Genomic DNA, 26,974 nt, shown 5'->3' on the forward strand with positions numbered 1-26,974 from the left:
ATCCACTGCGGCGCAGGATCCGACACATCCGACTCGATCGACACCGTCGGCGATCTCAATCTTGAGACACCACCTAACGGGATGTGGCTCGCATAGTTGACCCATCGAACTGTGTCGCAGAGCACACAGCCGACCGTTAAGCCCGTTCGTGGCCGCCGCGGTTGTAAACCACCCAGAAAGGTATGACTACCCCAGATGACTGAGCCTGAGCTCGACCGCCCATTACGGGCCAATCGCCTTCGCCCGAATGTGTTGGGGGTCGGCGGCCTCGTCTTCATGGTCATTGCGGTCACCGCGCCGCTCACCGCGGTCGCTTCGAATTTGCCGCTGAGCCTCGGGCTTGGCATCGGCATCGGTACCGTCGGCGCCATCGTCGTGATAGCGATCGTGTTCGCGTTCTTCTCGGCGGGCTATATCGCCATAAGCAGACAAGTAGTCAACTCCGCCGCGTACTACGCCTATATCGGTTTCGGCCTGGGCCGCAGAGCGGGTGCAGTAGCGGCGATGATCGCCATGTTGGCCTACAACACGGCGGTTGCAGTCGCTGCGGAGTTGGTGGGTTATTTCGGTGCGGCATTTCTCGCCGACGAGTTCGGTTTACAGGTGCCGTGGTGGGCGCTAGCGGCGGTATGCATCGGGCTAGTGTTCTGGATTGGCGTGGTTGGTGTGTCATTGACTGCAAAAGTGGCTGCTTGGGTGGCCATCACGGAGTTCGCCCTGCTAATAGCCTTGTTCGTCAGCGTTCTAATCCAACGACCATCAGGCTTCACGTTGGATGTGTTCGTTCCGTCCAACGTCTTTCACGGAAATATTGGTCTCGGACTGGTATTCGTCTTCGTGTCATTCGCGGGGTATGAAGCTGCGGCAATCTATGGCGAAGAAGCCCGCGGCGCAAAAGACAATGTGGGTCGCGCGACCTATCTGTCGCTAGGACTGCTCACAGGAATCTTTGCCCTAGTGACATGGACCCTCGTCGCTGCGGTACCGGACGTCGTCGCCACCGCAGCCGCAGACCCAGGTGCGATCTTGACGTCCGTGGCCAGCCAGTACCTTGGCGGCTGGATCGGACCCATCATCCTGGTGATGATCATCTTCAGCTTCTTCGCTGCGGCACTTTCGTTTCATGCCATGGCATCGCGATACATCTTCGCCACGGCACGGGAAGGCTACATTCCCAAGCAGCTGGCGAATTGCCACCCGGTTCGACGCACGCCGGTCGCCGCGGGAATCGCCCAAACCGTGGTGTGCGCAATTCTCATCGTGCCGTTCGCGGTTGCGGGCATCGACCCGCTGACCGGCTTCCTGCCCGCGATCGGCGGAATGAACACGTTGGGCGTCATGGTCCTGCTCATAGCGTGCTCCGCCAGCATCATCGTGGCCTCGCTCCGCGGCAAGCTGACGACGTCGCTTTGGGCGGGGCGGATCGCACCCGCGCTATCCATCGTGTTCTTCGCGGTCATTACCTTCCTCGTGGTCCGCGAGTACAGCTCTGTCACCGGCACAGACTCGCTTGCAGTCAACCTCATGCCGATCCTGCTGCTGGCGGTTGCCGTGTACGGGTGGATCGTCGGCGGACGGCGAGGCTCACTCGACTTCGACATCGACCCAACTCAGGTGTCCGCGACGGAGGCGCCCCCTGGGAAGAACCGGCAAGCTGCCAGTGATTAGCGCCTACCCCGGGGAGGATTGTTCACCGGCCCCCAAACCAGACAGCCGCTCCGATGCCGACCGCCCAGCCCGCGATCAGCACAGCCCAGTACATCCCGTCTCGAAGGAGGATGCAGTGAACCTCGACGCCCTGTGGCAGCCCCTGAACATCGGCTCGGTGACAATAAAGAACCGGGTCGCCCTCACCGCACATGCACTGGTCGGAAGCCTGGACAATATTCTCGGCCAACACAACATCGACTACTACGTAGAGCGGGCCCGCGGCGGTGTTGGCTTGATCCTGACCGAAGCTCAGATGGTCCACTCGTCGGGTAAGGGCATGGTCGTGTCTGCTCAAGAAGGTTGGCGGCCAGAATCAATCGCCGCCTACCGCCGGCTCGCGGAAGCAGTAGCACCCTTCGGCACCAAAGTGTTCTGCGAACTCGGGCACATGGGGCCGCCCGACGACAACATGATGTTCCTGGACAACTACCGAGCGATCCTGTCGCCATCGGGCATCCCGCCGTTCAGCACCAGCGAGATGCCGAAACCGATGGAGCCAGACGATTTCGAGGCTCTCATCGCCGGCTTTGTGCGCACCGCGTTGAATGCGAAGGAAGGAGGACTCGATGGAATCGAAATCCATTCAGCCCACGGCTTTCTGCTTTCGTCATTCCTGTCACCGGGATCGAACCGCCGCACCGACCAGTACGGCGGAAGCACTGAAAATCGTTGCCGCTTCCTCATTCAGGTGGGGCAAGCAGTCCGGTCTGCTGTAGGTGATGACTTTCCAATGGGGGTTCGGCTGGGCCTGGAGGAGTTCACCCCGGACGGGATCCACGAGGACGAGGGCCGGCGGATCCTGGAACATGTCCACGGACACGGCCTGTTCGACTACTACTCGATCAGCGGCGCACACCTGACCTCGGTCCACAAACAGATCTCGCCGATGGGTGTCGAGGCGGGGCTGCTGCAGCCATACGCCGCCATCGCGAAGACCATCGTGGGACCCGATACCCCTGTCATCACTGTCAACCGCATAACGAATGTTGAGCAGGCCGCTGAGATCATCGATGACGGTGTCGCGGATATGGTGGCGATGGTCCGTGCCCACATGGCCGATCCGTTCCTCGTAACAAAAGCGCAGCAAGGAGCGCTCGACCTCATCCGAGAGTGTGTGAGCTGCAACCAAGGCTGCGTCGGCCGGCTCTTCAAACAACGGGCGATCACGTGCACGATCAACCCCGTAGCTGGCCGAGAAGCGTTGTGGGGCTATGGAACTCTCACCCGTGCAGAGCAAACCCAAAAGGTCGTCGTCGTCGGTGGCGGCCCCGCAGGTCTGAAAGTCGCCGAAGTCGCAGCGACCAGAGGACACGAAGTGGTGTTGTTCGAGCGGACCCCCCACTTGGGCGGGTCGATCAGGTATGCCGCCGAACTCCCGTACCGGGATCGCTGGAAGCTGCTGATCGAAGGCTTCGACCGGAGCCTGAAGTTTCTCGGCGTTGATATCCGGTTGGGGATCACCGCCACAGTCGACGCAATTCTGGCCGAGCACCCCGGCGTTGTCATCATGGCAACTGGGTCGGTCTACGACAAAACCGGCTTCTCGTCCGGTCTTGCCTTTCGGGAGGGCATCCCGGGATTGGACACGGTCCGCACGCTCACCCCGATCGAAGCACTCGACGAGCCCGAGGCGTGCGGCGAACGTGTCGTCATCGTCGACGACAGCGTCGAGTACCTGGGGCTGGGATTGGCGGAGTTCCTGACAGACCTCGGCAAGAAGGTGGAGATCGTGTCGCGGCACATGGCGGTCGGCGCCGATACCGCCACCACGGGCGACATTGGACACCTCTACCCGCGAGTCAGGTCGAAGGGTGTCGAGATCACCGCCCAGCACTACGTTGCCGGGATCGAGCACGGCGTGGCCACAATCAGTGAGGTTTGGGGAGGAAAGGAGCACGAGGTCCCGATCGACTCCATCGTGCTGAATATGCAGCGATTCCCCGAACGGACGTTGTACGACCACCTCAGCGCGGACTTCTCTGGAGTACTGCATCGAATTGGTGACTGCATGGCGCCCCGGCACGTCGATGAGGCCATCTACGAGGGCGAAAAGATCGGCCGCGCGATCTGATCAGCCCGAGACGACCCGCGAACAGGAACCAGGCAATGAAGCTCGGCAATTCGCCGCCGGCCCCACCCACGGTATCCACTCGATTTCAATCGCCCCTTGACGACAATCGGATGATGCGTTTCCTCATTCGATGGGCCCCCTACGGGGCGGACCACCAAACACATTGCACCCCTTGAGAACACATCGACACCGGAGAGTCAGTTGCGGAATCCAAAATTCTCTATCTGCGAGTTCACCACGCCAGACACCACGTTCGAGGACGACCTCGAGATCTACCGGTCGGTAGGAGCGACCGGCATCGGGATCAGCGAGGACAAACTGCGCGACGGCGAGGATGACGAGCAGCTCGCTGCCTTCGAGCGAAGCGGGCTGGCTGCCACGGTGTGCTTGCCGACCAACATCGGCGTACTACCAGTACGTCCAGCCTTGGCCTATCCGGGACCGGAGCAGCCAGAGGACCGAATTAGGCTCATGTGCAGCAGTATTCGTCGTCTCTCTAGGTTCGATCCCGATTGCATCGTGGTAATCACGGGCTCGGAACAGGGCTACAGTCATGCCGAAGCCGAGGCGATCGTCACCGCAGGACTGCAGGAAGCGGCCGACGTCGCCGCAGAACATGGCACTCGGCTGGCGTTGGAACCGTGCCGCGGCGATCTCGGGTTCGACGGTTCGTTCCTGCGCAGCCTGCAATCAGGACTGGACATGATAGAGGCTATCGATCGACCCAACGTCGGGCTGTGCTACGACGTTTATCACCATTGGCATGAGGACGACATCGTCAGTGCGACAGAGAAATCCGCGGCCAGGGTGTTCGGCGTCCAGCTCAACGATTGGCGCGAACCACCGCGGTGCAACACCGACCGGGTGTTACCGGGCGATGGCGTCATTGACATCCCCGCGCTCCTCGCTGCGCTTGAGCGCGGTGGTTTCGACGGTTGGTACGACCTCGAAATCTTCTCCGATGACGGACGCTGGGGTACCGATCTGCCTGACTCGTTGTGGAAGCGACCCCCCATCGAGGTTGCCCAAGCCGGCATGGACGCGATGAAGCACGTCTGGCACGCCGCCGGAAGCATCCACGCATGACCGCGGTAGCCACAGAGGCCAGGTCCGCCGACGCCGGGATGTTGGTCACGCGCGACGTCGGAATCGAGATGCCGGATGGTGTCGTGCTGCGTGCTGACGTATTTCGCCCAAAGCAGGCCGGTCGATACCCCGTCCTTCTCAGCCATGGCCCCTACGCGAAGGACTTGCCGTTCCAGCAGGGATTTCCGACCCAGTGGCAGTCCATGATCACGCAGTTCCCCGAAATCGCGCAGGGCAGCTCGAACCGTTTCCAGTGCTTTGAAGTGTGCGACCCGGAGAAATGGGTGCCACACGGATACGTCGTGGTCAGGGTGGACTCGCGGGGCGCAGCACGCTCGCCTGGACGAATCGATTGTTTCGGGCCGCAAGAGACTGACGATTTCTACGAATGCATCGAGTGGGCTGGAATTCAGTCCTGGTCGAACGGCAAGGTAGGGCTCTCCGGCGTTTCGTACTACGCGATCAACCAGTGGCTGGTCGCGGCTCGGAAGCCGCCCCACCTCGCAGCAATCTGCCCCTGGGAAGGTGCCGCCGACTGGTACCGCGACGCCAACTGTCACGGCGGCATCCCCTCGCCGTTCATTGGCCGCTGGTATTCGGCGCAAGTCCAGTCCGTCCAGCATGGTCTCGGCCATCGAGGGCCACGCAATCAGGAGACCGGTGTGTGGATCTCGGGCGACGAAACGCTGACTGACGACGAACTCAGCGCACGTCGCGCGGACATCATGGATGAGCAACGCACCCACCCCGCGGACGACACCTACTGGCGGGAACGCTCCGCAGATCTGGCCGAGATCGAGGTCCCGGTGTTGTCCTGCGGCAACTGGGGTGGGCAGGGACTGCATCTGCGAGGCAATATCGAGGGATTCACCAACGCGGCGTCGGAACACAAGTGGCTCGAGCTGCACGGCCACGCGCACTGGGCCGTGTTTTACACCGATTACGCAATTGACTTGCAGCGCCGATTCTTCGATCGCTATCTCAAGGGAGAGGGCGACTGGGACGGCAGCCAGCCCCGGGTCCAGTTACAGGTCCGGCATCCCGGCGAATACTTCGAGCAGCGGGCGGAATCGACGTGGCCGCTGGCGTCCACGCAGTGGCAGACCCTATACCTCGACGCGGCAACGACATCGCTGACCGCCGATGTACCCGCACCGGAATCGGTTGGATATCAAGCGTTCGGGCCGGGAGTGCGATTCGATGGCGCACCGTTCACGGAGCTGACCGAGATAACCGGGCCGTTGAGCGCGACGCTGTGGATCTCCAACACCACCGCCGATACGGACATCTTCCTCGTGCTGCACCTGCTCGATCCTGACGGCCACGAGGTTCGCTTCCACGGCGCGACGGAGCCGCGACAGTCGATATCTCAGGGGTGGCTGAGAGCCTCGCATCGTGAACTGGACGCCGAAAAGAGCCTCCCCTACCGTCCCTTTCACACCCACGTCAATCCGCAGCCGATCGATCCGGGCGAAATCTACCGCCTCGACATTGAGATCTGGCCGACGTGCATCGTCGCACCTGCCGGGCATCGACTGGCCTTGACGGTGTTGGGGCGCGATTGGGATCACGGCGGCGTTGGGACTCCGAGTCACTTGGGACACGACCTGCGCGGAAGCGGTTTGAACACACACGACGATCCCATTACGCGGCCGGCCGACGTCTACGACAGCACCGTCAGCATTCACACCGGACCCCAGACGCCGTCTCAACTGCTAGTGCCGGTCATCCCGCAGCGGCCATGACGAACACCGATGACCGGTTGGAAGACCTCCTCGTTCAGCCACCGACTTCCACCGAAGAGGCTGTCCTCGCCGATATCGCCAAGCGGGTTCTATGGCTCTCAACGGCCATCGTAGATGCGGCGAACCGGTTGCGATTCAACGACTCCGGAGTCAAGGCCGGCGGGCATCAGGCGTCCTCGGCGTCCATGGTGGAGATCATGGTCGCGCTGTGGTTCTCGGAGTTGCGAAGCACAGATCGGGTCTCTGTCAAGCCGCACGCGTCACCGGTATTGCACGCGATCAACTATCTGCTCGGCGACCTGGACGGCCGCTACCTGCCGACGCTGCGCGCCCGCGGCGGTCTGCAGTCCTATCCCAGCCGACTCAAAGACCCAGACACCGTTGACTTTTCCACCGGATCCGTCGGCATCGGTGCCACGGCCGCATTATGGGCCGCAATGGCGCACCGCTATGTTCGCAGCCACTTTCCCTCCGCTCTCGAAGCTGGCCGGTTCATCAGTCTGCTCGGCGACGCCGAACTCGACGAGGGTGCCATCTGGGAAGCCGTCGCCGACCCCACCGTCGCTGCGATGGGTGAGTTGTTGTGGATCGTCGATCTCAACCGTCAATCGCTGGATCGCGTCGTGCCCGATGTCCAGATCCACCGGCTGATGGGGATGTACGAAGCGGCTGGCTGGCAAGTGATCACGCTCAAGTGGGGGCAAAGGGTCAGCGCACTGTTCGCACAACCAGGGGGTGACGAGCTGCAGGCGCGGCTGGAGAGCATGCCCAATGAGGAATACCAACGACTGCTTCGCCTGCCCGCGACTGAACTGGGCGACCGCTTACTCACCCCCGACTCGACGCCAGCCCTGCGGGACCTATTGAACGCAGTTCCCCACGGCGATCTTGCGGCGTGCTTCCGTGACCTGGGCGGGCACGATCTTGGACTACTGCTGCAAACCTTTCGATCCATCGACCCCGATCGACCGACAGTGATATTCGCCTACACGGTGAAGGGCCGCGGCCTGCCGACCGAAGGGCACCCGAACAATCACTCCGCTCTGCTGAACGAGCACCAGATGCGCGACCTGGCCCGAGCGTGCGGCACGGACCTTGAAGATCCGTGGCGCACTTTCGGTGCTGGAACCCCCGCTCACCGGTTGTGTGAATCGCGGGGGGCCCAGTTGCATCGCGCGAGTTCCGCCCCGGGCACCGCGATTACGCTTCCGACATCGTTCGGTCGCCGCCACCGGGCCCCGGTGTCCACGCAAGCAGCACTCGGCAGGTTCCTCGCAGACCTCACCCGGGCAGCGCCCGACGCCGCAGCGCGCGTGGTGACCTGCAGCCCAGATGTCGCCTCGTCGACCAATCTCGGCGGGTGGATCAACAAGGTGGGTGTCTGGTCGGCCACCAATCGTTGGGACTGGTTCTCCGATGATGCTGAACGGCTATTGAAGTGGGCGGAGGCGCCCACCGGTCAACATGTCGAGCTGGGTATCGCCGAGGTCAACCTCGTCTCCCTCCTCGGCGAGCTCGGCGCAACGTGGTCGCGGTGGGGTGAGCGCCTGATCCCGATCGGCACCCTGTACGACCCGTTCGTCGCCCGTGCCCTGGAACCGTGGTCCTACGGAATCTACGCTGGTGGACAGTCGATTCTCGTTGGCACCCCTTCAGGGGTGACCCTGGCACCCGAAGGTGGTGCGCACCAGTCGATTACAACGCCGTCGATTGGACTCGAACAGCCCGGTTGCATCGCGTGGGAACCCGCTTTCGCGCAGGATCTCGAGTGGTGCTTGCTGGCGGCGATGGATCGGGTCGGTGTCGTCGACGGGACGTCGTCGTATTTTCGTCTTTCGACACGACCGCTGGATCAGCGACTGGCGCGGATTCCGAACGACGCGATGGGTGCGGAGCGGCGTCGCCAGCATGCGGTGGCCGGCGGTTACCGACTCACCGACCACGATCCGGTCGGTGAGCATGTGACACTCGTCGGCGTCGGCGCCATGATGCCGGAGGTCATCCGAGCAGCGGATGTACTCGCGGACTACGGGGTGGTAGCCGGAATCGTGTGTTTGACCAGCGCTGACCTGGTTTTCCGGTCGTTCGCCCGTCGGGGACACCTCAATGCGACCGGCGGGAGCGACATCGCGGATGTGCTGTTTCCTCGCGAAGTATCGAGTCCGATCGTCGCTGTGCTCGACGGGCACCCTCACACGTTGGCCTTTCTGGCCGGGCTGCGTGGGGACCCCATCAAATGCCTCGGGGTGTCCGACTTCGGGCAATCATCCGATCTCGACCAGGCATATGAAATACACGGTATCGACGTGCCATCGATCGTTGGTTCCGCGCTCACCTTGCTCAGACGATAATCGACGTAATGCGTCATCCAGCAACAACGTCGCCCGCTGTTAGCGAGGTGATGGCGGCGATTCTTCCGGTTCCGTCTCACGTTCCCGCCGATCGTTGCTGTGCCCAGCATTACACTGAGGCCGGCGAGGGAGCAGGCTGATGGAAATCGATCAACGCAGGCTTGCGCGTGCGCGTCAAGCATTTGCGGAGAACGACGTCATCGATGCCTCGGTGCGACCGTCGGTCATGCAAGCGTGGCGCAGGTCGAAGGCTGCGGGTGTCCCTGCCAAGGGTGCGCTCGGGGTGAGGCCTCACGACGACTTCGATCAGGAAAGTCCGCTGTTGCGGGCTGTCCAACCGGTCACGGCCCGATTGATGGAACAGTTCGGCACCACCGATGTGGCGATGATGGTGATCGACCGAGACGCTCGGATCGTTGGACGCTGGATCAACGGGCCTCTGCTTGGCAGAGAACTCGACCGGGCCGGCAGCCTTCTTGGCAAAGTCATGGACGAATCCGTCGTCGGGTCCACCGGACTGGGCAGTGTTCTCGAAGTACGCAACAGCGTGGTCATCGCAGGCGCCGAACACTGGAACGAATCCTTTGATTCGCTGACCGCTGTCGGTGCGCCCATAATTCACCCGGCGACCGGTGTCGTCGAAGGCGCGATCGATGTGGTCTGTCTTACCGGAGCACCGGTCGGCCTCATGTTGCCGTTGGTCAAAGCCGCTGCGCTGCAGGCCGCCGACCGGCTGTTGAGCGGCTACGCACGCGAAGACCGAGAACTGCTCGACGCCTTCCTGCAGAGTGACCGTCGCGGCCCCCGGCGGCCGATAGCTGCCGTCAACGCGCGGATCACCCTTACCAACCGGCGCGCTGACGCCATGCTCAGAGACCGGCCAGGTGCTCTTACGTGGTCGGAGATCGAACGCGCGCTCGTCGAGGGACGCAGCGAGATCAAGGTCGGTGATCCCTCGACTCCAATTACCGCGCGGGTACGCGAGATCCACTCCGCAAGCGGCAGCCGCGGTGCGGTGATCCAGCTGGTCGAGAACTCGCCCGAACCACATCGAGGCCAGAACCTCCGTCCACCGCAGACGACGAGCTCGACCGCCCGTCCCGCACCCCGCGCCTGGCAGGTGAACCGCGATCGGACAGCGATTTTGGAGTCTGTGCGCGAACGTGCGGTGGGCCGCACCTTGTCCTGGGAGGCGGTTGTACACGCTGCGGTCAACGCCCTTCATCCCGGCGGGCGGCTGCTGCTGACCGGGCCAGTCGGGTCCGGCAAGTCGCATTTGGCGGCCGTGTTGGGCGAGGCGCTGGGAACCGTCGTTCACTTTGACATCGGCACCGCGGTGCGGACAGGTTCCATCGACGCTAACGTCGCCGTGGTCGATGACGGAGACGCGTTGCGTGATCGGGCCGCCCAGGTTGCACTCGATCGGTGGCTGTTGAGTCTGGAAGCCGCCGCATCGAGCACTATCGTGATCGCGACCTTGACCGCGGATGTCGACGCGCCCGGTGAACTGATGTCCGCTTTCGATGACATCGTCGCTCTGCCGGCCTTGGCATCTCGCGTCCCCGACATCGACGAACTCGTGGATGCGTGGGTCGCCACCCACCCCCCTCTTCGCGTGGATGCGGCCGCACGCCGGCGTTTGACGGAGCGGTCCTGGCCGGGGAACGTGCGGCAGCTATACCGGGTGCTCTCCGTGGCCGCGGGACGAAGCGACGGACACGTCATCCGGTTGGGTGACCTACCGGCCGGACCAAATACCCCCAGCCCGCCTCGATCGTTGACATATCTGGAGAATGTTGAACGGTCGGCAATCGCAGCGCTTTTCGAGGCTACCGGCGGAAACAAGATGCGAGTTGCCGCCGAACTCGGCATCTCGAGGGCGACGTTGTACCGCAAGATGGCGGCGCTCGGCCTAGGCGATTGAATGCGGCTCGCGGGCTGGTCGTCGGTTCATCGGCGTCGAGTCGCTCCCATTGCGTGACGGGCCGAGGCTGATTCCCGGGGAATGTCAGGTTGCCGCGGGGCGCATCGGACGCGGCTGGTTTCCGCGAGGATCGATGAGTGTCTTGATCGCGTGCGCCTGTCCCAGAGCCATGGGGGTCAGTGCCGAGTCGATCAGTCCAGCCACCATCGGCACCACCGTTGGGGCGACCCGGTCCCATTGGCCTCGTCGTTGGGTGATCAGTTCCACCGCACGGGGGAAGTCGACTTCGCGAACGAGGGCGTTGGTGCCAATAAGTGTCTTCTCCTGCAGTGTCATACGGGCGAGGTCGATCTCGATGGGGGCTTTATGTAACCCGACCAGAACGATCCGCCCGCCTAGCGATGTCAGCCGCAGTGCCGTCGACAGACCTGGACTGGTCCCGCTGACCTCGAAAGCCACTCGCAGATCCTGATCGCCCAACGCATCGCGAATGTGGTCATCGGCATCGGGATCTCCTGCGGTGACGGTCGCGCGCGCGCCCATGGCAGAGGCGATGGAGAGACGTTCGCCGTCGAGATCGGCCGCGATCACGTCGGCCCCGGCCGCTGCGAGAGCGGCCACCAGGAACGCCCCGATCCCGCCCACTCCCAGCACCAGCACGGTTTGGCCGGCGACCGCACCTGCGCGGGCGACGTTGTGGACAGCTATCGACATGGGTTGGCACAACGCCGCCTCATCGAGCGAAATGCCGAATTCGTCGATTGGAAGGCAGTTTTCGCTCGGAGTCGTCACGTACTCAGCCAACGCGCCGGGCCGGTGAAGCCCGACACCGCTATAGCGCCTGCATTGATTCGATTCGCCGCGTCTGCACGCATCGCAGTGCATGCAGGCAACAGAGCCGCACGAAGCGACGCGCCGCCCCATCCAGTGCGTATCGACTCCCTCGCCCACCGCGACCACGGTTCCGGAGAATTCGTGACCTGGCGTCACCGGTCCCAACCAGCCGGTCGCGGGGTGGCGGGTATGGACTGGATGCAAATGTGGCCCGTGCGCCCATTCATGCGCGTCGGTGCCGCAAACACCCACCGTACCGACCTCGAGCAGCAACTCCCCCGGTGACGGAATCGGAATCGGCAGTTGCTCGAATCGAATGTCTTCCTTGCCGTAATAGACTGCTGCGAGCATCGTTTCGGTCATTATCGATCATCCTTTCTCAACACGTGACCGGCGTCTCGCGCCGTCCCGAGAACAAGTGCCGAGAGGTCGCGTTCTACTCCGAGCCCACTGCCTATGAGACGGGAGTACGCCTCTTCGGTGGCGCTGAGCACGGGCATCGGTACTTCGTTGTCACGTGCGAGTCCGAGCGCGAGCCGTACATCCTTGCGCTGTCCCTCTGCGGTGAAGGTGGGCTCAAACTCCAGAGACACGAGATTGGGTGTCTTATATCGGGTAAACGGCGAGCCGATCGCGCTTTCGTTGAGAAATTCGAGCAGCGACGACCGCGACACCCCCGCCTTATCGGCTAGCACGGTGATTTCAGCTAGCGATTGCATGGTGATGGCGAGTAGCGCATTCACGCACAGTTTGATCGTGACGGCTTCGGTAGCTGTCCCTGCGCGGCTAACGGCCCTGCCGATGAGGCTGACAAGGTGGTCGGCTACGTCGAGACCCGACTCGTCGCCGGAAATCACGAACACGGCGTTCCCCCCGAGCACGACGCTCGGGTTGCCGCTGACCGGTGCCGATACGAAGGCCACTCCAGCTTGGCGCGCGGCCGTCGCCGCCCGTTGCGCTGCGCCCGGCGACACGGTTGAACCATCGATCCATACCGAAAGGCGGCGCGACGGCTGGTGTGAGAACAGTCCGGATTGAGAATCATGTATCGCACTGAGCGCTTCATCGTCGGTGACCATTGAGAAGACGACGTCGCGCTGCGCAACCTCGGCCAGGGTCGAAAGCCGCTTCGCGCCCCGCGTGACGAATTGTTCCGTCTTGCCCGGTGTGCGATTGAAGACATCGACCTCGACACCCGCGTCGAGTAGGCGAGACACCATGGCGCTGCCCATTCGGCCCAACCCCACCCAGCCGACAGCGCCAACCGCTCGAGATGAGTGTGCTTTCGGCGTGAAATCCGATGGTGCGCGGTCCATCACGCCGTTGCCGTGTCCGTCGCCTGATCCGCAGCGGCGTCGGTTACCTCACCGCGCCCCCATGGTGTGTTGCGGTGTGACTGCGCGTCACGTTCGACACTGAGCGGACCGTTGACGGTGTAGTAGCGCTTTCCCGCGACCAGTAGGTCTTCGGCCGGAAACTTGGTGATGACCTCACAACCGTCGGCGGTCACGACGAGTTCCTCCTCGATGCGCGCGGCACCGATGCCGTCGGCCGACGGCCAGTAGGTTTCCAACGCGAACACCATGCCTTGCTGAAGCGTCTCGGGATGGTCAAGCGACACCAGTCGGGAGAAGATTGGCTTCTCCCATATGGACAGACCGATGCCGTGCCCGTACTGCAGCGCGAATGCCGCTTCTTCGTCAGGGAATCCGAACTCCTGGGCGGTCGGCCACACGGACACGATGTCTGCCGTCGTCGCGCCCGGCCGAACCAGAGCAATGGCACGATCCATGTATTCGCGCGCGCGTGTGTACGCGTCGTGTTGAGCGGAGCTGGCCGAGCCGACCGCGAAAGTGCGGTAGTAGCACGTTCGATAGCCGTTGAAGCTGTGCAGAATGTCGAAGAAGGCTGGATCCCCTGGCCGGATCAGCCGATCGGAGAACACGTGGGGATGTGGTGAACACCGTTCGCCTGAAATGGCATTCACACCCTCGACATACTCCGAGCCAAGGTCATACAGCGTCTTCGCGACCACGCCGACCGCCTCGTTCTCTCGTACGCCAGGCCGCAGGAATTGGTAGAGCTCGTCATACGCGGCATCGACCATCGACGCCGCCTGGGTGAGCAGGCCGATCTCATCATGTGTCTTTATTCGGCGTGCTTCCATGAAGAGCTGTTGGCCATCTGCAACCTCGACGCCGAGTTTCTGCAGCGCGAAGAGGATCGGCAACTCGATTACATCCACGCCCAGCGGCTGATCAGCTACGCCGAACTTCTCGAGCTCGCGAAAGATCTTGCGGGCGACTCCTTCCGCTATCTCCGCAGACGGCGCGAATGCGCCCCGCAGTGTCGAGATCCCGGCCCGTGCGCCAGTTTCCAGCCTTGGGCGTTTCGCGCCTTCATGGGGAGCATTCGGATCAGCATCAAGGTGTGCAGTCGTGACATCCAGCCACGGGTTGTACAGCTGATGATGCTTGGCTGCGGACCCGAAGTCCCAGAGGATCGGGTCGGTGCCGCGCGTCAGGAGGCTGAAGCGAATCAGTTTGTCCATCGCCCAGGTGCCGATGTGCGTCGCGGTCATATAGCGAATGTTCGAGAAGTCGAAGGCCAGCACAGCACCAAGTTCGGAGCGTTCAAGTTCAGCTTTGAGACGTGCCAGGCGTTCGTCACGCAGCCGGCTGAAATCGATGCGCGCTTCCCAGTCGACCGCATTGGTTCCGGTTGTCGCAGTGCTTTTCATGCGTCCCCTCGGGGTTCCAGGATCGGGCGATGCCATGCATTGCTTCCTCGTCGTGCAGTGGTACTAAACGGGCCCATTCGGATGCGCGGTCAAGGCGGACGGCATGCATCGGTCGAGGCCGACGAAGAGCTGCAAGATCTTCCGGTCCGCCACCTATTCCTTTGCTTTACAAGACGAGAGCAGCGTAAGCGGGTCGAGGCAGCGTCTGGATGTCTCAGTTGTGCGACATCGAGGACCAGCTGCAGCGTGCCGCGAGCGAGATCTCGCGGGCTGTGGGTACTGCGAAGGTTGCGGTGAGCTCCGTGGCCACCCGCGCCAGGAGTCGATCGCTTGCGTCAGCCCCCAACATCGCGGAGGGGGTGGATGAGCAGCCACCCTCCGATCCCCCACGCCCTTGATGAATTGCATTGCAGAACAATGCATTTTCAAAATGCGTACGATCGTCACCCATGATCCGACGTCCCGGGACATGGAGCCGCAACCCGCCCCCGGGAGGGGTGAATCCACCATGTTGGGCGCGCGTCCCACATAGCCCGATCGGGCGGCATGGTTGGCGAGTCTCCTGACGGTATGTCGACCGTCATTCCCCGCCACGACGGGTTTTGACGTCATGGCCCGCGTTCCGGCGTCCGCGTTGCAGAAGGCTATTCCAAATATCGGCGTTTCAAACGCCGCCGCCAGGTTGCTGTTAGCCCCGACGACCGCCGCTGGATACGCCGCGTTGCCTGTGCGCAACGTCAAGCGCTCGGCACGGAATAAGTTGTGACCCAACGGCAACGACCGCCGAGAGTCTTGCTAGTACTATGGATACGACACGTATGCTGTTGTCATGGGTACAGGGAAATTGGGTGCGTAGGTGCAGGCGACGACGAATGGCGGTTCCCAGACCGAAGCGGCCGTTGAACTGATTCGCTCGCGCGTCATCGATCTGACTTTGCCCCCAGGCAGTCGGATCGACGAGGCGTTGTTGCTTAAGCAGTTCGAGCTGGGCCGCACCCCGGCCCGGGAAGCGATCAGCCGTCTCGCTGCGGAAGGCTTCGTCCGGATCGCGCCCAACCGAGGTGGCACCTTCGTCCGCAAACTCGACCTCGACGAAATGACCCAGGTCATCGTCGCGCATCAACTTGTCGAGAATATTCTCGGCCAACTGTGCAATCTCGACGACCCCGCCCTCGCGGAGGACCTCAGCGTCATCCAGGACGAATATCGCAACGAGGTCGCCACCTTGCACTATCTGAAGATCACCGAATTGAACGAACGTTTCCACATGCGAATGAACGCCTCGATCGGCAACGACTTCTTCATGGACTTCGCGCGATCCACCCACCATCACGTCCGGCGTCTGCTGATGCACGTGTACAGCCTCGAGTCAGCTCGCCCAGAGCATCAGATCGAACAATTCAAGCGCAATGTTGCCGAGCATGACCGGATCGTCGAGGCGGTGGCAGCGCGCGATCGCGCCACGCTGGTGGAGTTGCTCCCCGCACATGCCGGAACAACGCAGGAACGCCTAGTCGACATTATTCGGAGCAAGCAGGTGCCAAGCTTTCCGGCCGGGGTGTTCAAGCCCGCCCTGGATACATACACATGAGTTCACGTTTCCAAGGCCGTTGACGGTTACCCCTTTGAGGTTCGCTCAGTTGCGGTTCGCGCAGAGTTTCAGCGGTGGGGCTACTGACGAACCGCGGCTACGAGCTCGATCTCGACACAGGCCCCGTGCGGCAGTTGTGCGACACCGATCGCGCTCCGTGCGTGTTCACCGGCAGTGCCCAGGGTTTCGATCACGACCTTCGAAGCGGCATCGAGGACCTTGCCCTGTTCGGTGAAATGGGTCGCCGATGCCACAAACCCGGTGACCTTCAATACTCGGTCGAAGCGGTCACCGAGGCGGTCACGTATCAGGTCGACAGATGCTTGCGCGGCCAGCCTTGCTGCGGCACAGGCAGTTTCCAAGTCGATGGTGTCGCCAACAAGACCGCGATGGACGAGTTCACCGCCCACCCGCGGAAGCTGACCACTCAGGTACGCGATCCCGTTGTGTTCGACGATTGGCGTTACATACGAGCTTGGTGCGTCGGTCATTTCTCTCAATTCTCACGGTTCGAGGGTTGCGATGAAGGCGGTGATCTGTTGAACGAGGAGCTCAGGTTGTTCCTCGGGAATGTAGTGGCCACTATTGGCGATCACACCCCCACGTACGTCGCGCCCCAGCGGTTTCATCCGGTCATACAGGTCGGGTGCACTTCCGACGTCGCCGCCTAAGGCCAACACTGGAACGTCCAACTGCTGCTTCTGCAGAACCGCGTTCTGCTCGATGTCTTCCAGGACGGCGCGGTAGTACCCGAGCATGCCCCGCAGTCCGCCAGGCAAGCTGTACACCCGTTCGTATTCGTCGATGTCAGCGGCAGTGAAGGTGCTGGGGAAGTTCGCCGTCTTCCGGGTGAAGAACCATTCGATCAGGATTCGCTCTCGCCCGGCCAACAGCGCCTCGGGAAGATCCGGGATCGGATTGAAGAGAAAGTGCCAGTTGCGCCAATTGTCGGGTCCGAGGGTGAGCGTGGGTTGGAGAGTGACCCCGGGAATGTTGGCGTCGAGCAGAACCAGGCCGCGGGTCTCATTGGCGAACTGATGTGCAAAGGGGTAGCTCACCCAGGACCCGATGTCGTGGCCCGCCAGAACGTACCGGTGTTCGCCGAGCTCGGACAGCAGGGCATGCAGCCGCTTGCTCGTGGTCGCGGTGTCGTAGCCGCTGTTCGGCTTCTCGGAGTCGCCCTGGCCGGGCAGATCGACGGCAATCACACGATGGTTCTCGGCTAGCAGCGGCATCACCCGCCGCCAGGCATACCAACTCTGGGGAAAGCCCGCCAACAACACCACCGTGGGCCCTTCACCCATCGTGACGATGTGAGATCGAATGCCGTCGGCTTGAACCATCTGATGGTGGAAGTCATCTCTAGACAACGCTTTTCCTTTCACGGGACGACCCGAGCAGTCGGTCGACTTCGGGTGGGCTGAGTGGGCTGGGCGACGACCCCCGCAGCAGGAGGTAGAGCTTGGCCGTCTCCTCTAGTTCCTCGATGGTTGCGACGGCGGCATCGAGGCTCGGACCGCATACGAGAGGACCGTGATTGGCCAGCAGTAGTGCATGGGCGGTCTCCGCATGGGCACCGATTGCCGCGGCAAGAGATTCGTCGCCGGGCGGGTGATAGGGAATCAGCGGGAGGCGCCCGACCTTGAGCACGTGGTACGCGGTCAGAGGTGGCAGACAGTCTTCGACATCCAGTCCGGCAAGGCACGACACCGCGGCCGCGTGGGTTGCGTGCAGGTGCACGATGGCCTGCGCCTGGCGCCGGTGCCGATAGAACATCAGGTGCAACAGCGCTTCCTTGGTCGGCGGATCCCCATCGACCAATCTTCCTTCGCTGTCCAGTCTGGATAGACCTGCCGAATCCAATTGTCCCAGAGCAGTATTCGTAGGCGTCATCAACCAGCCGTCCGACAGTCGAATGCTGATGTTCCCGCTGCTGCCCGGGCTGAGTCCCCGGTTGTACAGCGATTCTCCAACAGCGACGATCTGCTCGCGGGCGAGGCTCTCCTGATTCACGGCAACACCTCGAACGCCCTCGTGAATAGATCGACTGAACCGAAGTTTCCCGACTTGAGGACCAGAGCGATGGGTTGTGGTCTGTCCATCGCGTACGTCCACGGTACTCCCGGGCTGACTTCCGGCCCTACGTGCAGCGCTTGCACCCCCAGGGCCTGAACGACAGCGCCAGAGGTTTCACCCCCAGCGACGACCAGGCGTCGCACCCCGGCCCGAACAAGGCCGACCGCCGTCGTCGCCAGTGTCTGCTCGAGCTTCGCCGCCGCAGTGCTGCTCTCTGCTCTGGTGGACGTCGTATGGATCAACACCGGTCCACGGTCGAGACGGGGAGCGGCCCAGGCCACGGCCGCGCTTGCGACGTCCTCTCCCGCCAGCACTGCGCACGGGTCGACCTCGAAAGCCGGATGGTGGCGCTTCATCGCGCGAATCTGCGCCGCAGTCGCCTCCGAGGCGCTCCCAGCGAGAACTGCAGACGCACCGCCGAATAGCGGCTGCGGCCGGCTCACAGTGCCCGCGTGGGGGACGGTGTCGGCCACACCGTGAGCCAAGCCCGACGCAGCAGTCACGAGGGGCAGATCGGAGCATGCGGCGCCCAGCGACGTCAGATCCCCATCCTCGATGGCGTCCACCACCGCCATCCGGACCCCCGTCGCGCGGTGCTCGCGAATCCGCGCGCGAATCGCTTCCGGTCCGGCCGCGACGACAGCACGTGGAATCAGTCCGACTTGGCTCGGAGTCTGCCGCGCCAGGACCCGGACCAAATTTGCATCATCCATCGGAGTCAGCGGATGGCGCCGCATCGAGGATTCGTGCAACAGATCGCCACCGACGAAGAGGTGCCCGTTGTAGACGGTTCGCCCATTGGCGGGGAAGGCGGGGCACGCCACCGTGTAATCGACGTCGAGTTCGGTCATCAAAGCATCCGTGACGGGACCGATGTTGCCCTGCGGCGTCGAATCGAACGTGGAGCAGTACTTGAAGTAGAACCGCTGGCAACCCTGCGAACGCAACCAACGCAGTGCAGCCACTGATTCACGGACAGCGACGTCTGCTGGCGCCGTTCGTGATTTGAGCGCCACCACGGCCGCCTGAGCGCCGACCGGCGCCGTCCCAGTGGGAACGCCGGGAAGCACGACAGTCGCCACGCCGCGGTCTACCAAAATCCCTGCTAGATCGGTGGCGCCGGTGAAGTCGTCGGCAATGCAGCCAAGTATCAATTCTTCTGTCCTCTAGTCGTTGCGGACCCTGCGGCTCGTAGCGTGTAGCAGGACGGTGCCGGGAGAACCCTTGCCATGCTCAGACATCCGACTTGGCCAACGCCGCGACAGCCTCGATTACGCGAACGTGATCTTCGAGTGGGAGCCGGTCGATGGTCAGCTGCAGCTGTCCGAGTCGATCGACACGGCTATCGTCAATGGCCTGCCCGACGGTCACCGCCGCCTCCAGGACGTCGCTCTCGAAGTCGGCGTGAAAGTGCTTTAGCAGCTGCGCAGATAGATCGGACCGAAGACGGGCGATGGCTGCGAGTAGCGCATATGCGCCCCAATTCGCAACGCCCGCAACGATTAGATGATCCGCGCCGGTCGTTGCGCCAACCAGCGCGCCATTGGGGATGTCCGCCTCAACGATCTCGCGCGGAAGCACGCCCATGCCGATCTCGTTGCCACCGTCGCCGATGCCGATCGTCTCCCACTTCGGTGACCAGCCGCTATCCTGGAACAGGAAGTCAAGCGGTGCGGTGTCGTCACCGATGTCCCAACCATGTTCGCGGTGCGGACGGCCGTCGGATCCCAATGAACAGCGCTCGATTGCGATGAGGTGAGTCAAAGGTTCGCCCGCGGCCTCTAGCCTGTCGCGCAACGCGCGCACCGACTGCTCGTCGACGTCGACGATCTCCAGATTCACTCTTCCCGGCAGCACCTTGGTGACCGCCCACGCGGCCTTCGCGCATGGCGCGTCCGTGATGACCGAGACCGGGATCCCCGCCTCGAGGAAACCGGCCGCAAGTTGGCCCATTCCATTGAACCCGTCAGTTTCGGGCGACGGCGGCTCCGCATGACGCACGAAGAAGCCGCAGATGATGCCCACCCGCGGAGAGGGGTGATCGGCGATGGAGCGAGCCGCCCTTTCCAGGTTGCCCTGCGCATGGCTCACGAGCCGGCCGATGTCTCTGCGCACTGTCTGTCCCACCAGCCGTTCCATCTCGGCGATGGTGGTCGAGGCGGCATTTGAAAACTCCATATATGAAACATATATTTAACGAGAGTTCGCTGTCAACGGTGCACTCCGACCCTTGACTCTGCACGTCAGATAAATATATGTTCCGTATACCTACTGACGCCCGGAGGAAATGTGGCTGGCAACGTACTCCCTGAACATCCCGACACGAAGGCCCTCGACCCCCCGCGGCGCAAGCAACTCGTCAGGGCATTCGCGGCGAGCCTGTCGGGGACCGCTCTCGAGTGGTACGACTTCGGCATCTACTCGGCTTCGGCGGCGTTGGTGTTTCCGCTTCTCTTCTTTCCCAACTCCAGCTCCGCCTCGGGTGTGCTACTGGCCTTCTCCACCTACGCAGTGGGCTACCTCGCGCGACCAATCGGAGCATTTTCACTCGGTCGGTTGGGCGATGTCATCGGCCGCAAACAGGTCATCGTCACCACCCTGCTGCTAATTGGCGTGGCCACCTTCGCAATCGGACTCTTGCCCACTTTCGCGACCATCGGTGTCGCGGCGCCAATCCTTCTGGTGTCGTTGCGCTTCGCGCAAGGTGTCGGCGTTGGCGGCGAACTGGGCGTGGCCCCGCTGCTCTCCAGCGAGTTCGGGGACCCACGTCGGCGCGGACTTTGGTGCTCAGCACCGCAAATGGGTCCCGCGACGGGCACTCTGCTCGCCAACGGCGCGCTCGCATTGCTCACCGTATCGATGTCGCGGGAGGCATTTCTGGACTGGGGATGGCGCGTGGCCTTCCTGCTGTCGGCCGTACTGGTTGCCGTTGGCTTGATGATCCGGCTAAAGCTGGAGGACACCCCGGTCTTCCGGGCCATCCGAGAGCGGGGCGAAGCGCCTTCTGCGCCAGTGCGTGAGGTGGTCACCACCGAGCTTCGCGGGCTGATCGCCGCGTCGTGTGCGCGGGTTGGTCCTGACGTCATCTCTGCCTTGTTCGTCGTCTTCAGCCTGCTGTACGGCACTCGGGAAGCCGGCTTCTCGTCATCGCAGGTGCTCACCGCCGTACTGATCGGCTCAGCTGGACAGCTGGTCGCGGTGCCACTCGCCGCCGTACTTTCGGACCGAATCAATCGCCGCCGTATGTATGCCGGGGCGACCGCCCTGGCAGCCATCTGGCCGTTCGTGTTTCTCCCTGTCGTGCTCCACGGCTCATTCGCATTCCTCATCTTTGGTGTAGTGATCGGTCTGCTTTTGCACTCGTTCATCTACGGGCCGCAAGGCGCATTCATCACCGAACAGTTCTCACCCCGCCTGCGAGCCACGGGCAGCTCGATGGCTTTCGCAATCGGGAGCACGTTCGGCGGCGCGGTCGCACCTCTGGCATTCATCTCGTTGCTCAACTGGAGTGGATCCTGGCTGCCCGTCGCGATATACGCCGCGCTGGCATGCACGGTCACCATCCTCGGATGCACGTTCTTGGGTCGTGATCACGACATGGAAGAGGAACTCGTCTTCGGCGGGGCCCAAACAGAGGCTTAGTCGACACGGGGTCGGCTCCAGTGAACCCGGCCCGTACCTTGCGCGACAACGACTTCGAACGGGATGGATACCACTTCCATGTCAATACACGATACGTATACGTACCGATTGGGCGGGCGACCATGACCGCAGGTCTACGTTTCGACGCCAACCTCAAGTGGCTGTTCACCGAGCTACCGTTCGAGCAACGATTCGACGCCGCGGCGGCGGCGGGGTTTACGGGAGTGGAGTACGCATCTCCGTACGACCATGACGCCGCCCGACTACGACGACGGCTAGACGACGCCGGCCTGAAACAAGTGCTCATCAACACGCCCATGGGGCTGCCAGGATCGCCCACCCGCCAGGGATTGGCGTGCATTCCGACGGCGGTGACGGAGTTCCGGGAAGGTGTTCGTCGTGGTCTTGCCTACGCGGTCGAGCTCAGCGCTGATCTTCTTCACGTCGTGGGTGGCCTCGTTCCAGACGGCGTCCGCCGTGACCGGGCGTTCGCGCAATACGTCCTGAACATCGCATGGGCGGCAGAGCAATCCTCCGATTCTGGTGTACGAATCGTCCTAGAGGCCCAAAACAAACGTGACGCGCCAGCGTTCATTCTGGAATCTCAGGCACAAGCGGCGTCGGTCATTGACGCCGTCGGCGGTGATTCAGTCGGGCTGCTGATGGACTTTTATCACGCGCAAATCGATGAAGGTGACCTGATTGGCACCTTCCACGCCAACCGGGCACGGATTCTGCACCTGCAGATTGCCGATCCCCCAGGACGACACGAGCCCGGCACCGGGGAAATCGGCTGGCGCGCGGTACTCGAGGCCGTCCAACAGTCCGGTTACCAAGGCTGGATCGGCTGCGAGTATTCACCAGCAACACAAACCGTGCCAGGTCTGGCTTGGATGAAGGAGTTCGTGTCGTGACCGCGGTTCGCGTTGCATTCATCAGCGCAGTTCAGGCCGCCATATCTCCCGCCACAGCGGCCTTCGCCGCCGAGTTCGCGGGAGCAGAGGTATGGAACGTTCTCGACGACCGGTTACTCAGCGATGCCAGCGCGCGCGGTGGACTCGACGAGGCACTGACAGCTCGAATGTGCCGGCTGATCGCGCACGCAATCGACGGAGGCGCCGACGCCGTACTGCTGACGTGTTCCCTCTATGCGTCGGTGGCTCACGAGAAGACCACGGCGCGCTTGCCGGTGTTGGCCCCCGACGAGTCAGCCTTTGCACAGCTCGTGGCCGATGGGTACAACCGCGTGCTGGTCGTCGCCTCGTTCGACTCCGCCGCGCAGGACTCCGCCGCGCGACTCCGCGCCGTCCTGGCCGATGCCAGTGTTGCAACGATCGTCGAGAGCGTCGTCGTGGCCGACGCCAGGCCAGCCGCTGACGCAGGTGACAAGACGGCCCTAGAACGCGCCCTCATCAATCACCTCGCGCCGCTCGCACTGAACTTCGACGCGGTGTTCTTGGCTCAGTACTCGCTGGCTCCTGCCGGTCGAACCTTGTCGGCCGCACTTGGCCTGCCGGTCCTTTCAGGTCCGGTCAGCGCAGCCCGTCATCTCGCCCACCTGCTGGCCCATCCGGTCACCGATGAGGCGCCAACGCCCGCACCTGATCACCGCCCACACCAGCCCGCCACCAGCGGCCCAGTCGCCGACACGCTCGGCAGCCTCGAATCGCCGAACTGAGAATCTGATGACCCATCTGACACTGTTCAGCACGCTTGCCGTGCGAAAGGCGTTGGACGATTTCGTCATCGATGCATTCACCCAGCGGACAGGCACCGCGATCACAGCGGTGTTCGACCCAACGAACGCTCTGCTACGCCGCATCGAAACTGGCGAAGGATTCGACGTACTCATCGGCGTCACCTCCTCGTTCGACAAACTGGGTAAAGCAGGCGTCGTCGATCTCTTCACGCGGGTTGCCATCGCGCGCACCGGGATCGGCCTCGCGGTAGGACCGGGCGCCCCGCTCCCTCGGATTGACACTGCCGATGCGTTGCTCGAATCACTGCTCAACGCACGCTCAGTCGCCTACTCGCGGACCGGTGCCAGCGGCATCTACTTCGCCGAACTCTTGACGCGACTCGGAATCGCCGAAGAGGTGAACTCCCGCGCAACCATCCTCGAAAAGGGATTCACCGCCGAGGCGCTACTCGATGGCCGCGCCGACATAGCCATTCAGCAACTCAGCGAATTGCTCTTCGTCCCCGACGCACGGATCGCCGGCCCGCTTCCTGCTGACGTGCAGCACTACACCGAATTCTCCGCGGTGGTGGCGGCGCGCGCCTCCCGGAGCGCCACCGCCCTCGCGCTCCGAGACTTCCTCGCCGAGCCCGCCTCCCGGGACGCCTACCGCCGGGCGCGACTCGAAGACGCCAGCGGATGATCCCGACCACGCGGTGCCTCCACATGCAGTGACACTCGACGAGGCGGTGGCCCACCACGGCGCCAGACCTCCCGCGACCTACGTGTCGGTTTTCCGCTAGTGATGTCGGTGCGGACGTGTAATCGTCAAGGTATGCACGAAGACTTCGACCGCTGTTACCGGGCGGTGCAGTCCAAGGATTCCCGGTTCGACGGCTGGTTCGTCACGTGCGTCCTGACGACGGGCATCTACTGCAGGCCCAGTTGTCCCGTCCGGCCGCCGTTCGCCCGCAACGTGCGGTTCTATCCGACAGCGGCTGCCGCCCAGGGCGCTGGCTTCCGAGCGTGCAAGCGTTGCAGGCCCGACGCATCGCCGGGATCGCCAGAATGGAACGTCCGGGGCGACGTGGTCGCACGGACGATGCGGCTCATCGCCGACGGCACCGTCGACCGGGAAGGCGTCACCGGGCTGGCCGCCCGCGTGGGTTACACGACCCGGCAGCTCGAGCGCCTACTGCAGGCCGAGGTGGGCGCCAACCCGTTGGCGCTGGCTCGGGCCCAACGGTCGCAGACCGCGCGGGTACTCATCGAGACGACCGACCTGCCATTCGGCGACGTCGCGTTCGCGGCCGGGTTCTCCAGCATCCGTCAGTTCAACGAGACGGTGATGGCGGTGTGCGCGCTGACCCCGACTGCGCTGCGCGAACGTGCCCGCGCCCGGTTCGGACCCGGCAAGTCGACGGGATCTGGGGTGCTGACGTTACGACTGCCCGTACGAACGCCTTTCGCCTTCGAGGGACTCTTCGGTCACTTGGCAGCCAGCGCGGTCCCCGGGCTCGAAGAGGTCCGAGACGGGTCCTACCGACGGACACTGAGGCTGACGGCGGGCAACGGGATCGTCAGCCTGACCCCGCGACCCGACCACGTGCAGTGTGATCTCGCCCTTGACGACTTCCGTGACTTGGCGACGGCGATCGCCCGGTGCCGCCGCCTCCTTGATTTGGACGCCGACCCCGAAGCGGTGATCGACGTCCTGGGCCAGGACACCCATCTCGGCGCCCTGGTGGCGAAGGCTCCCGGCCAACGGATCCCCCGAACGGTCGACGAGAGCGAGCTGGCCCTTCGCGTGGTCATCGGACAGCAGATCTCGATGAAGGCGGCACGAACGCACACCGCGCGACTCGTCGAGGCCTACGGATCCACCGTCGACGACACGAATGGTCAACTCACCCATGTCTTTCCCCGCATCGACCAACTGGCCGAAATCGACCCGTCGCATCTGGCGTTTCCGAAGTCGAGACAGCGGACGCTGATCTCACTCGTCCGCGGCTTGGCCGATGGCGAGGTGGTCCTCGATCCGGGGTGCGACTGGAACCGGGCCCGCCAGCAGTTACTCGCGCTACCCGGCGTCGGGCCATGGACGACGGAGGTGATTGCGATGCGCGGGCTCGGCGATCCGGATGCCTTCCCGGTCACTGACCTCGGCATTCAATACGCCGCCAAAGCCGTTGGGCTGCAGGATGATGCGCAGTCCCTGACTGCACATAGTGCACGATGGCGACCGTGGCGTGCGTATGCGACACAGCACCTGTGGACCGCGCTCGACCATGACGTGAATCAGTGGCCACCCAAGGAACCCCTCAAGGCCGTGAAGGAGAGACGACGGGCATGACGGACACGACGGCGACAACCATGCGCGCCCGCACCATCGACAGCCCGATCGGGCCGCTCACGCTGGCAGGCAGGGATGATCGGCTGAGGCACCTGCGGATGGTCGACCAGACCTATGAGCCCAGCCGTGACGGTTGGCAGGCGGACGACACGTCGTTCGCTAACGCCGTCGAGCAGTTAGAGGCTTATTTCGCAGGCGATTTGGTCGATTTCGACCTTGAGCTCGACCTCGTTGGCACGGAGTTTCAGCGGCGGGTATGGGCGGCACTGCTGACGATTCCCTACGGCACGACCCGCTCGTATGGGGCGATTGCACTGCAGATCGGCTCACTGGGCGCGTCGCGGGCAGTGGGCTTGGCGAATGGCCACAATCCGATCAGCATCATCGTGCCCTGCCATCGCGTGATCGGTGCGAATGGCAGCCTCACCGGCTACGGGGGCGGTTTGGAGCGCAAACGGCATCTACTGGACATGGAACGCAATCGCGTCTCTCCAGTCGCCACCCTATTCGACTGACCTGCGAACAAGTCGAATTTCATTCGAATAGGAGAATGGCCCCCACGCGAAGTGGGGGCCATTCTTTAATGGGTGTTCGGCGGTGTCCTACTTTTCCAACCGTGTGGTTAGTATCATTGGCGCTGGTAGGCTTAGCTTCCGGGTTCGGGATGGGTCCGGGCGTTTCCCTGCCGCTGTTGCCGCCGTAACTCTATTTATTTTGTGGCCCCTTTGGTGTTGATTTGGTGGTGGGGTGTGGTCTGTTCGATTCGTGAACGTGTGTGTGGTTGCGAGTGCATTTCTGCATAATGTGGTGTTACACGCTTTTTTTGTCCCAATGGGTTTTGTTCTCTTGGGTGTGTGTAAGTTTTCGGCCGGTTAGTGCCAGTTCCCTGCGCCCCTTGCGGGGTTTCTAGGTCTGGTCTATCGATCCCGTGGTCTGCGGGGGGCCTTATCCCTCTAAAAGGGTGAGAAGCCTGGTCTTGGAGAAGGTTTCCCGCTTAGATGCTTTCAGCGGTTATCCTGTCCGAACGTAGCTATCCAGCCGTGCCCCTGGTGGGACAACTGGTAGACCAGAGGTTCGTCCGTCCCGGTCCTCTCGTACTAGGGACAGGTTTCCTCAAGCTTCTGACGCGCGCGGCGGATAGAGACCGAACTGTCTCACGACGTTCTAAACCCA

21 protein-coding genes and 2 rRNA genes are annotated in these 26,974 nt (G+C 62.9%); 13 read left to right on the top strand and 10 right to left on the bottom strand.

The annotated features are described in order from the left end of the window. Positions 1-195 precede the first annotated feature (195 nt). From ABW137_RS12125 to ABW137_RS12150, 6 genes are all read left to right on the top strand, one after another. Positions 196-1,668 carry an amino acid permease gene (locus tag ABW137_RS12125; RefSeq protein WP_526400177.1) on the top strand — a complete coding sequence of 491 codons (1,473 nt, stop codon included), beginning with the start codon at positions 196-198 and terminating at the stop codon, positions 1,666-1,668. A gap of 115 nt (positions 1,669-1,783) precedes the next feature. Next, complete coding sequence (locus ABW137_RS12130) at positions 1,784-3,781, top strand: oxidoreductase (RefSeq protein WP_526400178.1); 1,998 nt, start codon at positions 1,784-1,786, stop codon at positions 3,779-3,781. A gap of 201 nt (positions 3,782-3,982) precedes the next feature. Then, positions 3,983-4,867, top strand: coding sequence for a sugar phosphate isomerase/epimerase family protein (locus ABW137_RS12135; RefSeq protein WP_526400180.1), 885 nt, complete (start codon positions 3,983-3,985; stop codon positions 4,865-4,867). Continuing rightward, on the top strand, positions 4,864-6,612 hold the full coding sequence (locus ABW137_RS12140; protein WP_526400182.1) for a CocE/NonD family hydrolase: 1,749 nt from the start codon (positions 4,864-4,866) through the stop codon (positions 6,610-6,612). Before ABW137_RS12135 ends, ABW137_RS12140 begins: the two co-directional genes overlap by 4 nt. Continuing rightward, positions 6,609-8,963: a thiamine pyrophosphate-binding protein gene (locus tag ABW137_RS12145; protein ID WP_526400184.1), complete on the top strand. Its 2,355-nt coding sequence runs from the start codon at positions 6,609-6,611 to the stop codon at positions 8,961-8,963. The genes ABW137_RS12140 and ABW137_RS12145 overlap by 4 nt, the downstream gene beginning before the upstream one ends. 139 nt (positions 8,964-9,102) lie before the next feature. Then, the gene (locus tag ABW137_RS12150; protein WP_526400186.1) at positions 9,103-10,887 is read left to right on the top strand and encodes a sigma-54-dependent Fis family transcriptional regulator; all 1,785 of its coding nucleotides are present in this window, start codon (positions 9,103-9,105) and stop codon (positions 10,885-10,887) included. A gap of 84 nt (positions 10,888-10,971) precedes the next feature. Here ABW137_RS12150 and ABW137_RS12155 read toward each other — a convergent pair whose 3' ends face one another. From ABW137_RS12155 to ABW137_RS12165, 3 genes are read right to left on the bottom strand one after another with little or no spacing between them, the layout of a single operon-like run. Further along, positions 10,972-12,084, bottom strand: a complete 1,113-nt coding sequence (locus ABW137_RS12155; RefSeq protein WP_526400188.1) for a zinc-dependent alcohol dehydrogenase — start codon at positions 12,082-12,084, stop codon at positions 10,972-10,974. Continuing rightward, on the bottom strand, positions 12,084-13,037 hold the full coding sequence (locus ABW137_RS12160) for an NAD(P)-dependent oxidoreductase (protein WP_526400216.1): 954 nt from the start codon (positions 13,035-13,037) through the stop codon (positions 12,084-12,086). Before ABW137_RS12160 ends, ABW137_RS12155 begins: the two co-directional genes overlap by 1 nt. Then, complete coding sequence (locus ABW137_RS12165) at positions 13,037-14,497, bottom strand: M24 family metallopeptidase (RefSeq protein ID WP_526400190.1); 1,461 nt, start codon at positions 14,495-14,497, stop codon at positions 13,037-13,039. The genes ABW137_RS12160 and ABW137_RS12165 overlap by 1 nt, the downstream gene beginning before the upstream one ends. A gap of 820 nt (positions 14,498-15,317) precedes the next feature. Between ABW137_RS12165 and ABW137_RS12170 the strand changes: the two genes are divergently transcribed. After that, positions 15,318-16,052 carry a GntR family transcriptional regulator gene (locus ABW137_RS12170; protein WP_526400192.1) on the top strand — a complete coding sequence of 245 codons (735 nt, stop codon included), beginning with the start codon at positions 15,318-15,320 and terminating at the stop codon, positions 16,050-16,052. Positions 16,053-16,132: 80 nt separating this feature from the next. On the opposite strand, the gene ABW137_RS12175 is transcribed toward ABW137_RS12170, so the two are convergent. The 5 genes from ABW137_RS12175 to ABW137_RS12195 form a co-directional block, all read right to left on the bottom strand. Beyond that, positions 16,133-16,543: a RidA family protein gene (locus tag ABW137_RS12175; RefSeq protein ID WP_526400194.1), complete on the bottom strand. Its 411-nt coding sequence runs from the start codon at positions 16,541-16,543 to the stop codon at positions 16,133-16,135. A 12-nt stretch (positions 16,544-16,555) separates the two neighbouring features. Next, entirely contained in the window at positions 16,556-17,422 is an 867-nt protein-coding gene (locus ABW137_RS12180) for an alpha/beta fold hydrolase (protein ID WP_526400196.1), read from the bottom strand. Beyond that, positions 17,415-18,065, bottom strand: a complete 651-nt coding sequence (otnC, locus tag ABW137_RS12185) for a 3-oxo-tetronate 4-phosphate decarboxylase (RefSeq protein ID WP_526400198.1) — start codon at positions 18,063-18,065, stop codon at positions 17,415-17,417. The genes ABW137_RS12180 and otnC overlap by 8 nt, the downstream gene beginning before the upstream one ends. Further along, complete coding sequence (gene otnK / locus ABW137_RS12190) at positions 18,062-19,282, bottom strand: 3-oxo-tetronate kinase (RefSeq protein ID WP_526400200.1); 1,221 nt, start codon at positions 19,280-19,282, stop codon at positions 18,062-18,064. Before otnK ends, otnC begins: the two co-directional genes overlap by 4 nt. 79 nt (positions 19,283-19,361) lie before the next feature. Then, positions 19,362-20,306 carry a glutamate cyclase domain-containing protein gene (locus tag ABW137_RS12195; protein ID WP_526400202.1) on the bottom strand — a complete coding sequence of 315 codons (945 nt, stop codon included), beginning with the start codon at positions 20,304-20,306 and terminating at the stop codon, positions 19,362-19,364. Positions 20,307-20,417: 111 nt separating this feature from the next. Between ABW137_RS12195 and ABW137_RS12200 the strand changes: the two genes are divergently transcribed. The 6 genes from ABW137_RS12200 to ABW137_RS12225 all read left to right on the top strand — a co-directional run bounded on the left by ABW137_RS12200 (position 20,418) and on the right by ABW137_RS12225 (position 26,316). Continuing rightward, a complete protein-coding gene (locus ABW137_RS12200) occupies positions 20,418-21,770 on the top strand; it encodes an MFS transporter (protein WP_526400204.1) in 1,353 nt (450 codons plus the stop codon). Between the two features lie 20 nt (positions 21,771-21,790). Continuing rightward, entirely contained in the window at positions 21,791-22,684 is an 894-nt protein-coding gene (locus ABW137_RS12205) for a hydroxypyruvate isomerase family protein (protein ID WP_526400206.1), read from the top strand. Next, positions 22,681-23,448: a hypothetical protein gene (locus tag ABW137_RS12210; protein ID WP_526400208.1), complete on the top strand. Its 768-nt coding sequence runs from the start codon at positions 22,681-22,683 to the stop codon at positions 23,446-23,448. The genes ABW137_RS12205 and ABW137_RS12210 overlap by 4 nt, the downstream gene beginning before the upstream one ends. Positions 23,449-23,455: 7 nt before the next feature. Beyond that, complete coding sequence (locus ABW137_RS12215; protein ID WP_526400210.1) at positions 23,456-24,151, top strand: molybdate ABC transporter substrate-binding protein; 696 nt, start codon at positions 23,456-23,458, stop codon at positions 24,149-24,151. A gap of 132 nt (positions 24,152-24,283) precedes the next feature. After that, the gene (locus ABW137_RS12220) at positions 24,284-25,801 is read left to right on the top strand and encodes a DNA-3-methyladenine glycosylase 2 family protein (RefSeq protein WP_526400212.1); all 1,518 of its coding nucleotides are present in this window, start codon (positions 24,284-24,286) and stop codon (positions 25,799-25,801) included. After that, positions 25,798-26,316: a methylated-DNA--[protein]-cysteine S-methyltransferase gene (locus tag ABW137_RS12225; protein ID WP_526400214.1), complete on the top strand. Its 519-nt coding sequence runs from the start codon at positions 25,798-25,800 to the stop codon at positions 26,314-26,316. The genes ABW137_RS12220 and ABW137_RS12225 overlap by 4 nt, the downstream gene beginning before the upstream one ends. A gap of 74 nt (positions 26,317-26,390) precedes the next feature. On the opposite strand, the gene rrf is transcribed toward ABW137_RS12225, so the two are convergent. Continuing rightward, positions 26,391-26,503: ribosomal RNA gene (gene rrf, locus ABW137_RS12230) — 5S ribosomal RNA — on the bottom strand. A gap of 150 nt (positions 26,504-26,653) precedes the next feature. Beyond that, a 23S ribosomal RNA gene (locus ABW137_RS12235) occupies positions 26,654-26,974 on the bottom strand; the annotation flags it as partial.

Origin of the sequence: Mycobacterium sp. (assembly GCF_040509115.1) — a bacterium.
Classification (GTDB): Bacteria; Actinomycetota; Actinomycetes; order Mycobacteriales; family Mycobacteriaceae; genus Mycobacterium.

Excerpts from the sequence above, each read along its gene's own strand:
- ABW137_RS12125 (WP_526400177.1), top strand. The coding sequence starts at position 196 with ATGACTGAGCCTGAGCTCGACCGCCCATTACGGGCCAATCGCCTTCGC.
- ABW137_RS12140 (WP_526400182.1), top strand. The coding sequence starts at position 4,864 with ATGACCGCGGTAGCCACAGAGGCCAGGTCCGCCGACGCCGGGATGTTG.
- ABW137_RS12145 (WP_526400184.1), top strand. The coding sequence starts at position 6,609 with ATGACGAACACCGATGACCGGTTGGAAGACCTCCTCGTTCAGCCACCG.
- ABW137_RS12150 (WP_526400186.1), top strand. The coding sequence starts at position 9,103 with ATGGAAATCGATCAACGCAGGCTTGCGCGTGCGCGTCAAGCATTTGCG.
- ABW137_RS12155 (WP_526400188.1), bottom strand. The coding sequence starts at position 12,084 with ATGACCGAAACGATGCTCGCAGCAGTCTATTACGGCAAGGAAGACATT.
- ABW137_RS12160 (WP_526400216.1), bottom strand. The coding sequence starts at position 13,037 with ATGGACCGCGCACCATCGGATTTCACGCCGAAAGCACACTCATCTCGA.
- ABW137_RS12165 (WP_526400190.1), bottom strand. The coding sequence starts at position 14,497 with ATGGCATCGCCCGATCCTGGAACCCCGAGGGGACGCATGAAAAGCACT.
- ABW137_RS12175 (WP_526400194.1), bottom strand. The coding sequence starts at position 16,543 with ATGACCGACGCACCAAGCTCGTATGTAACGCCAATCGTCGAACACAAC.
- ABW137_RS12195 (WP_526400202.1), bottom strand. The coding sequence starts at position 20,306 with ATGGAGTTTTCAAATGCCGCCTCGACCACCATCGCCGAGATGGAACGG.
- ABW137_RS12215 (WP_526400210.1), top strand. The coding sequence starts at position 23,456 with ATGACCCATCTGACACTGTTCAGCACGCTTGCCGTGCGAAAGGCGTTG.
- ABW137_RS12220 (WP_526400212.1), top strand. The coding sequence starts at position 24,284 with ATGCACGAAGACTTCGACCGCTGTTACCGGGCGGTGCAGTCCAAGGAT.
- ABW137_RS12225 (WP_526400214.1), top strand. The coding sequence starts at position 25,798 with ATGACGGACACGACGGCGACAACCATGCGCGCCCGCACCATCGACAGC.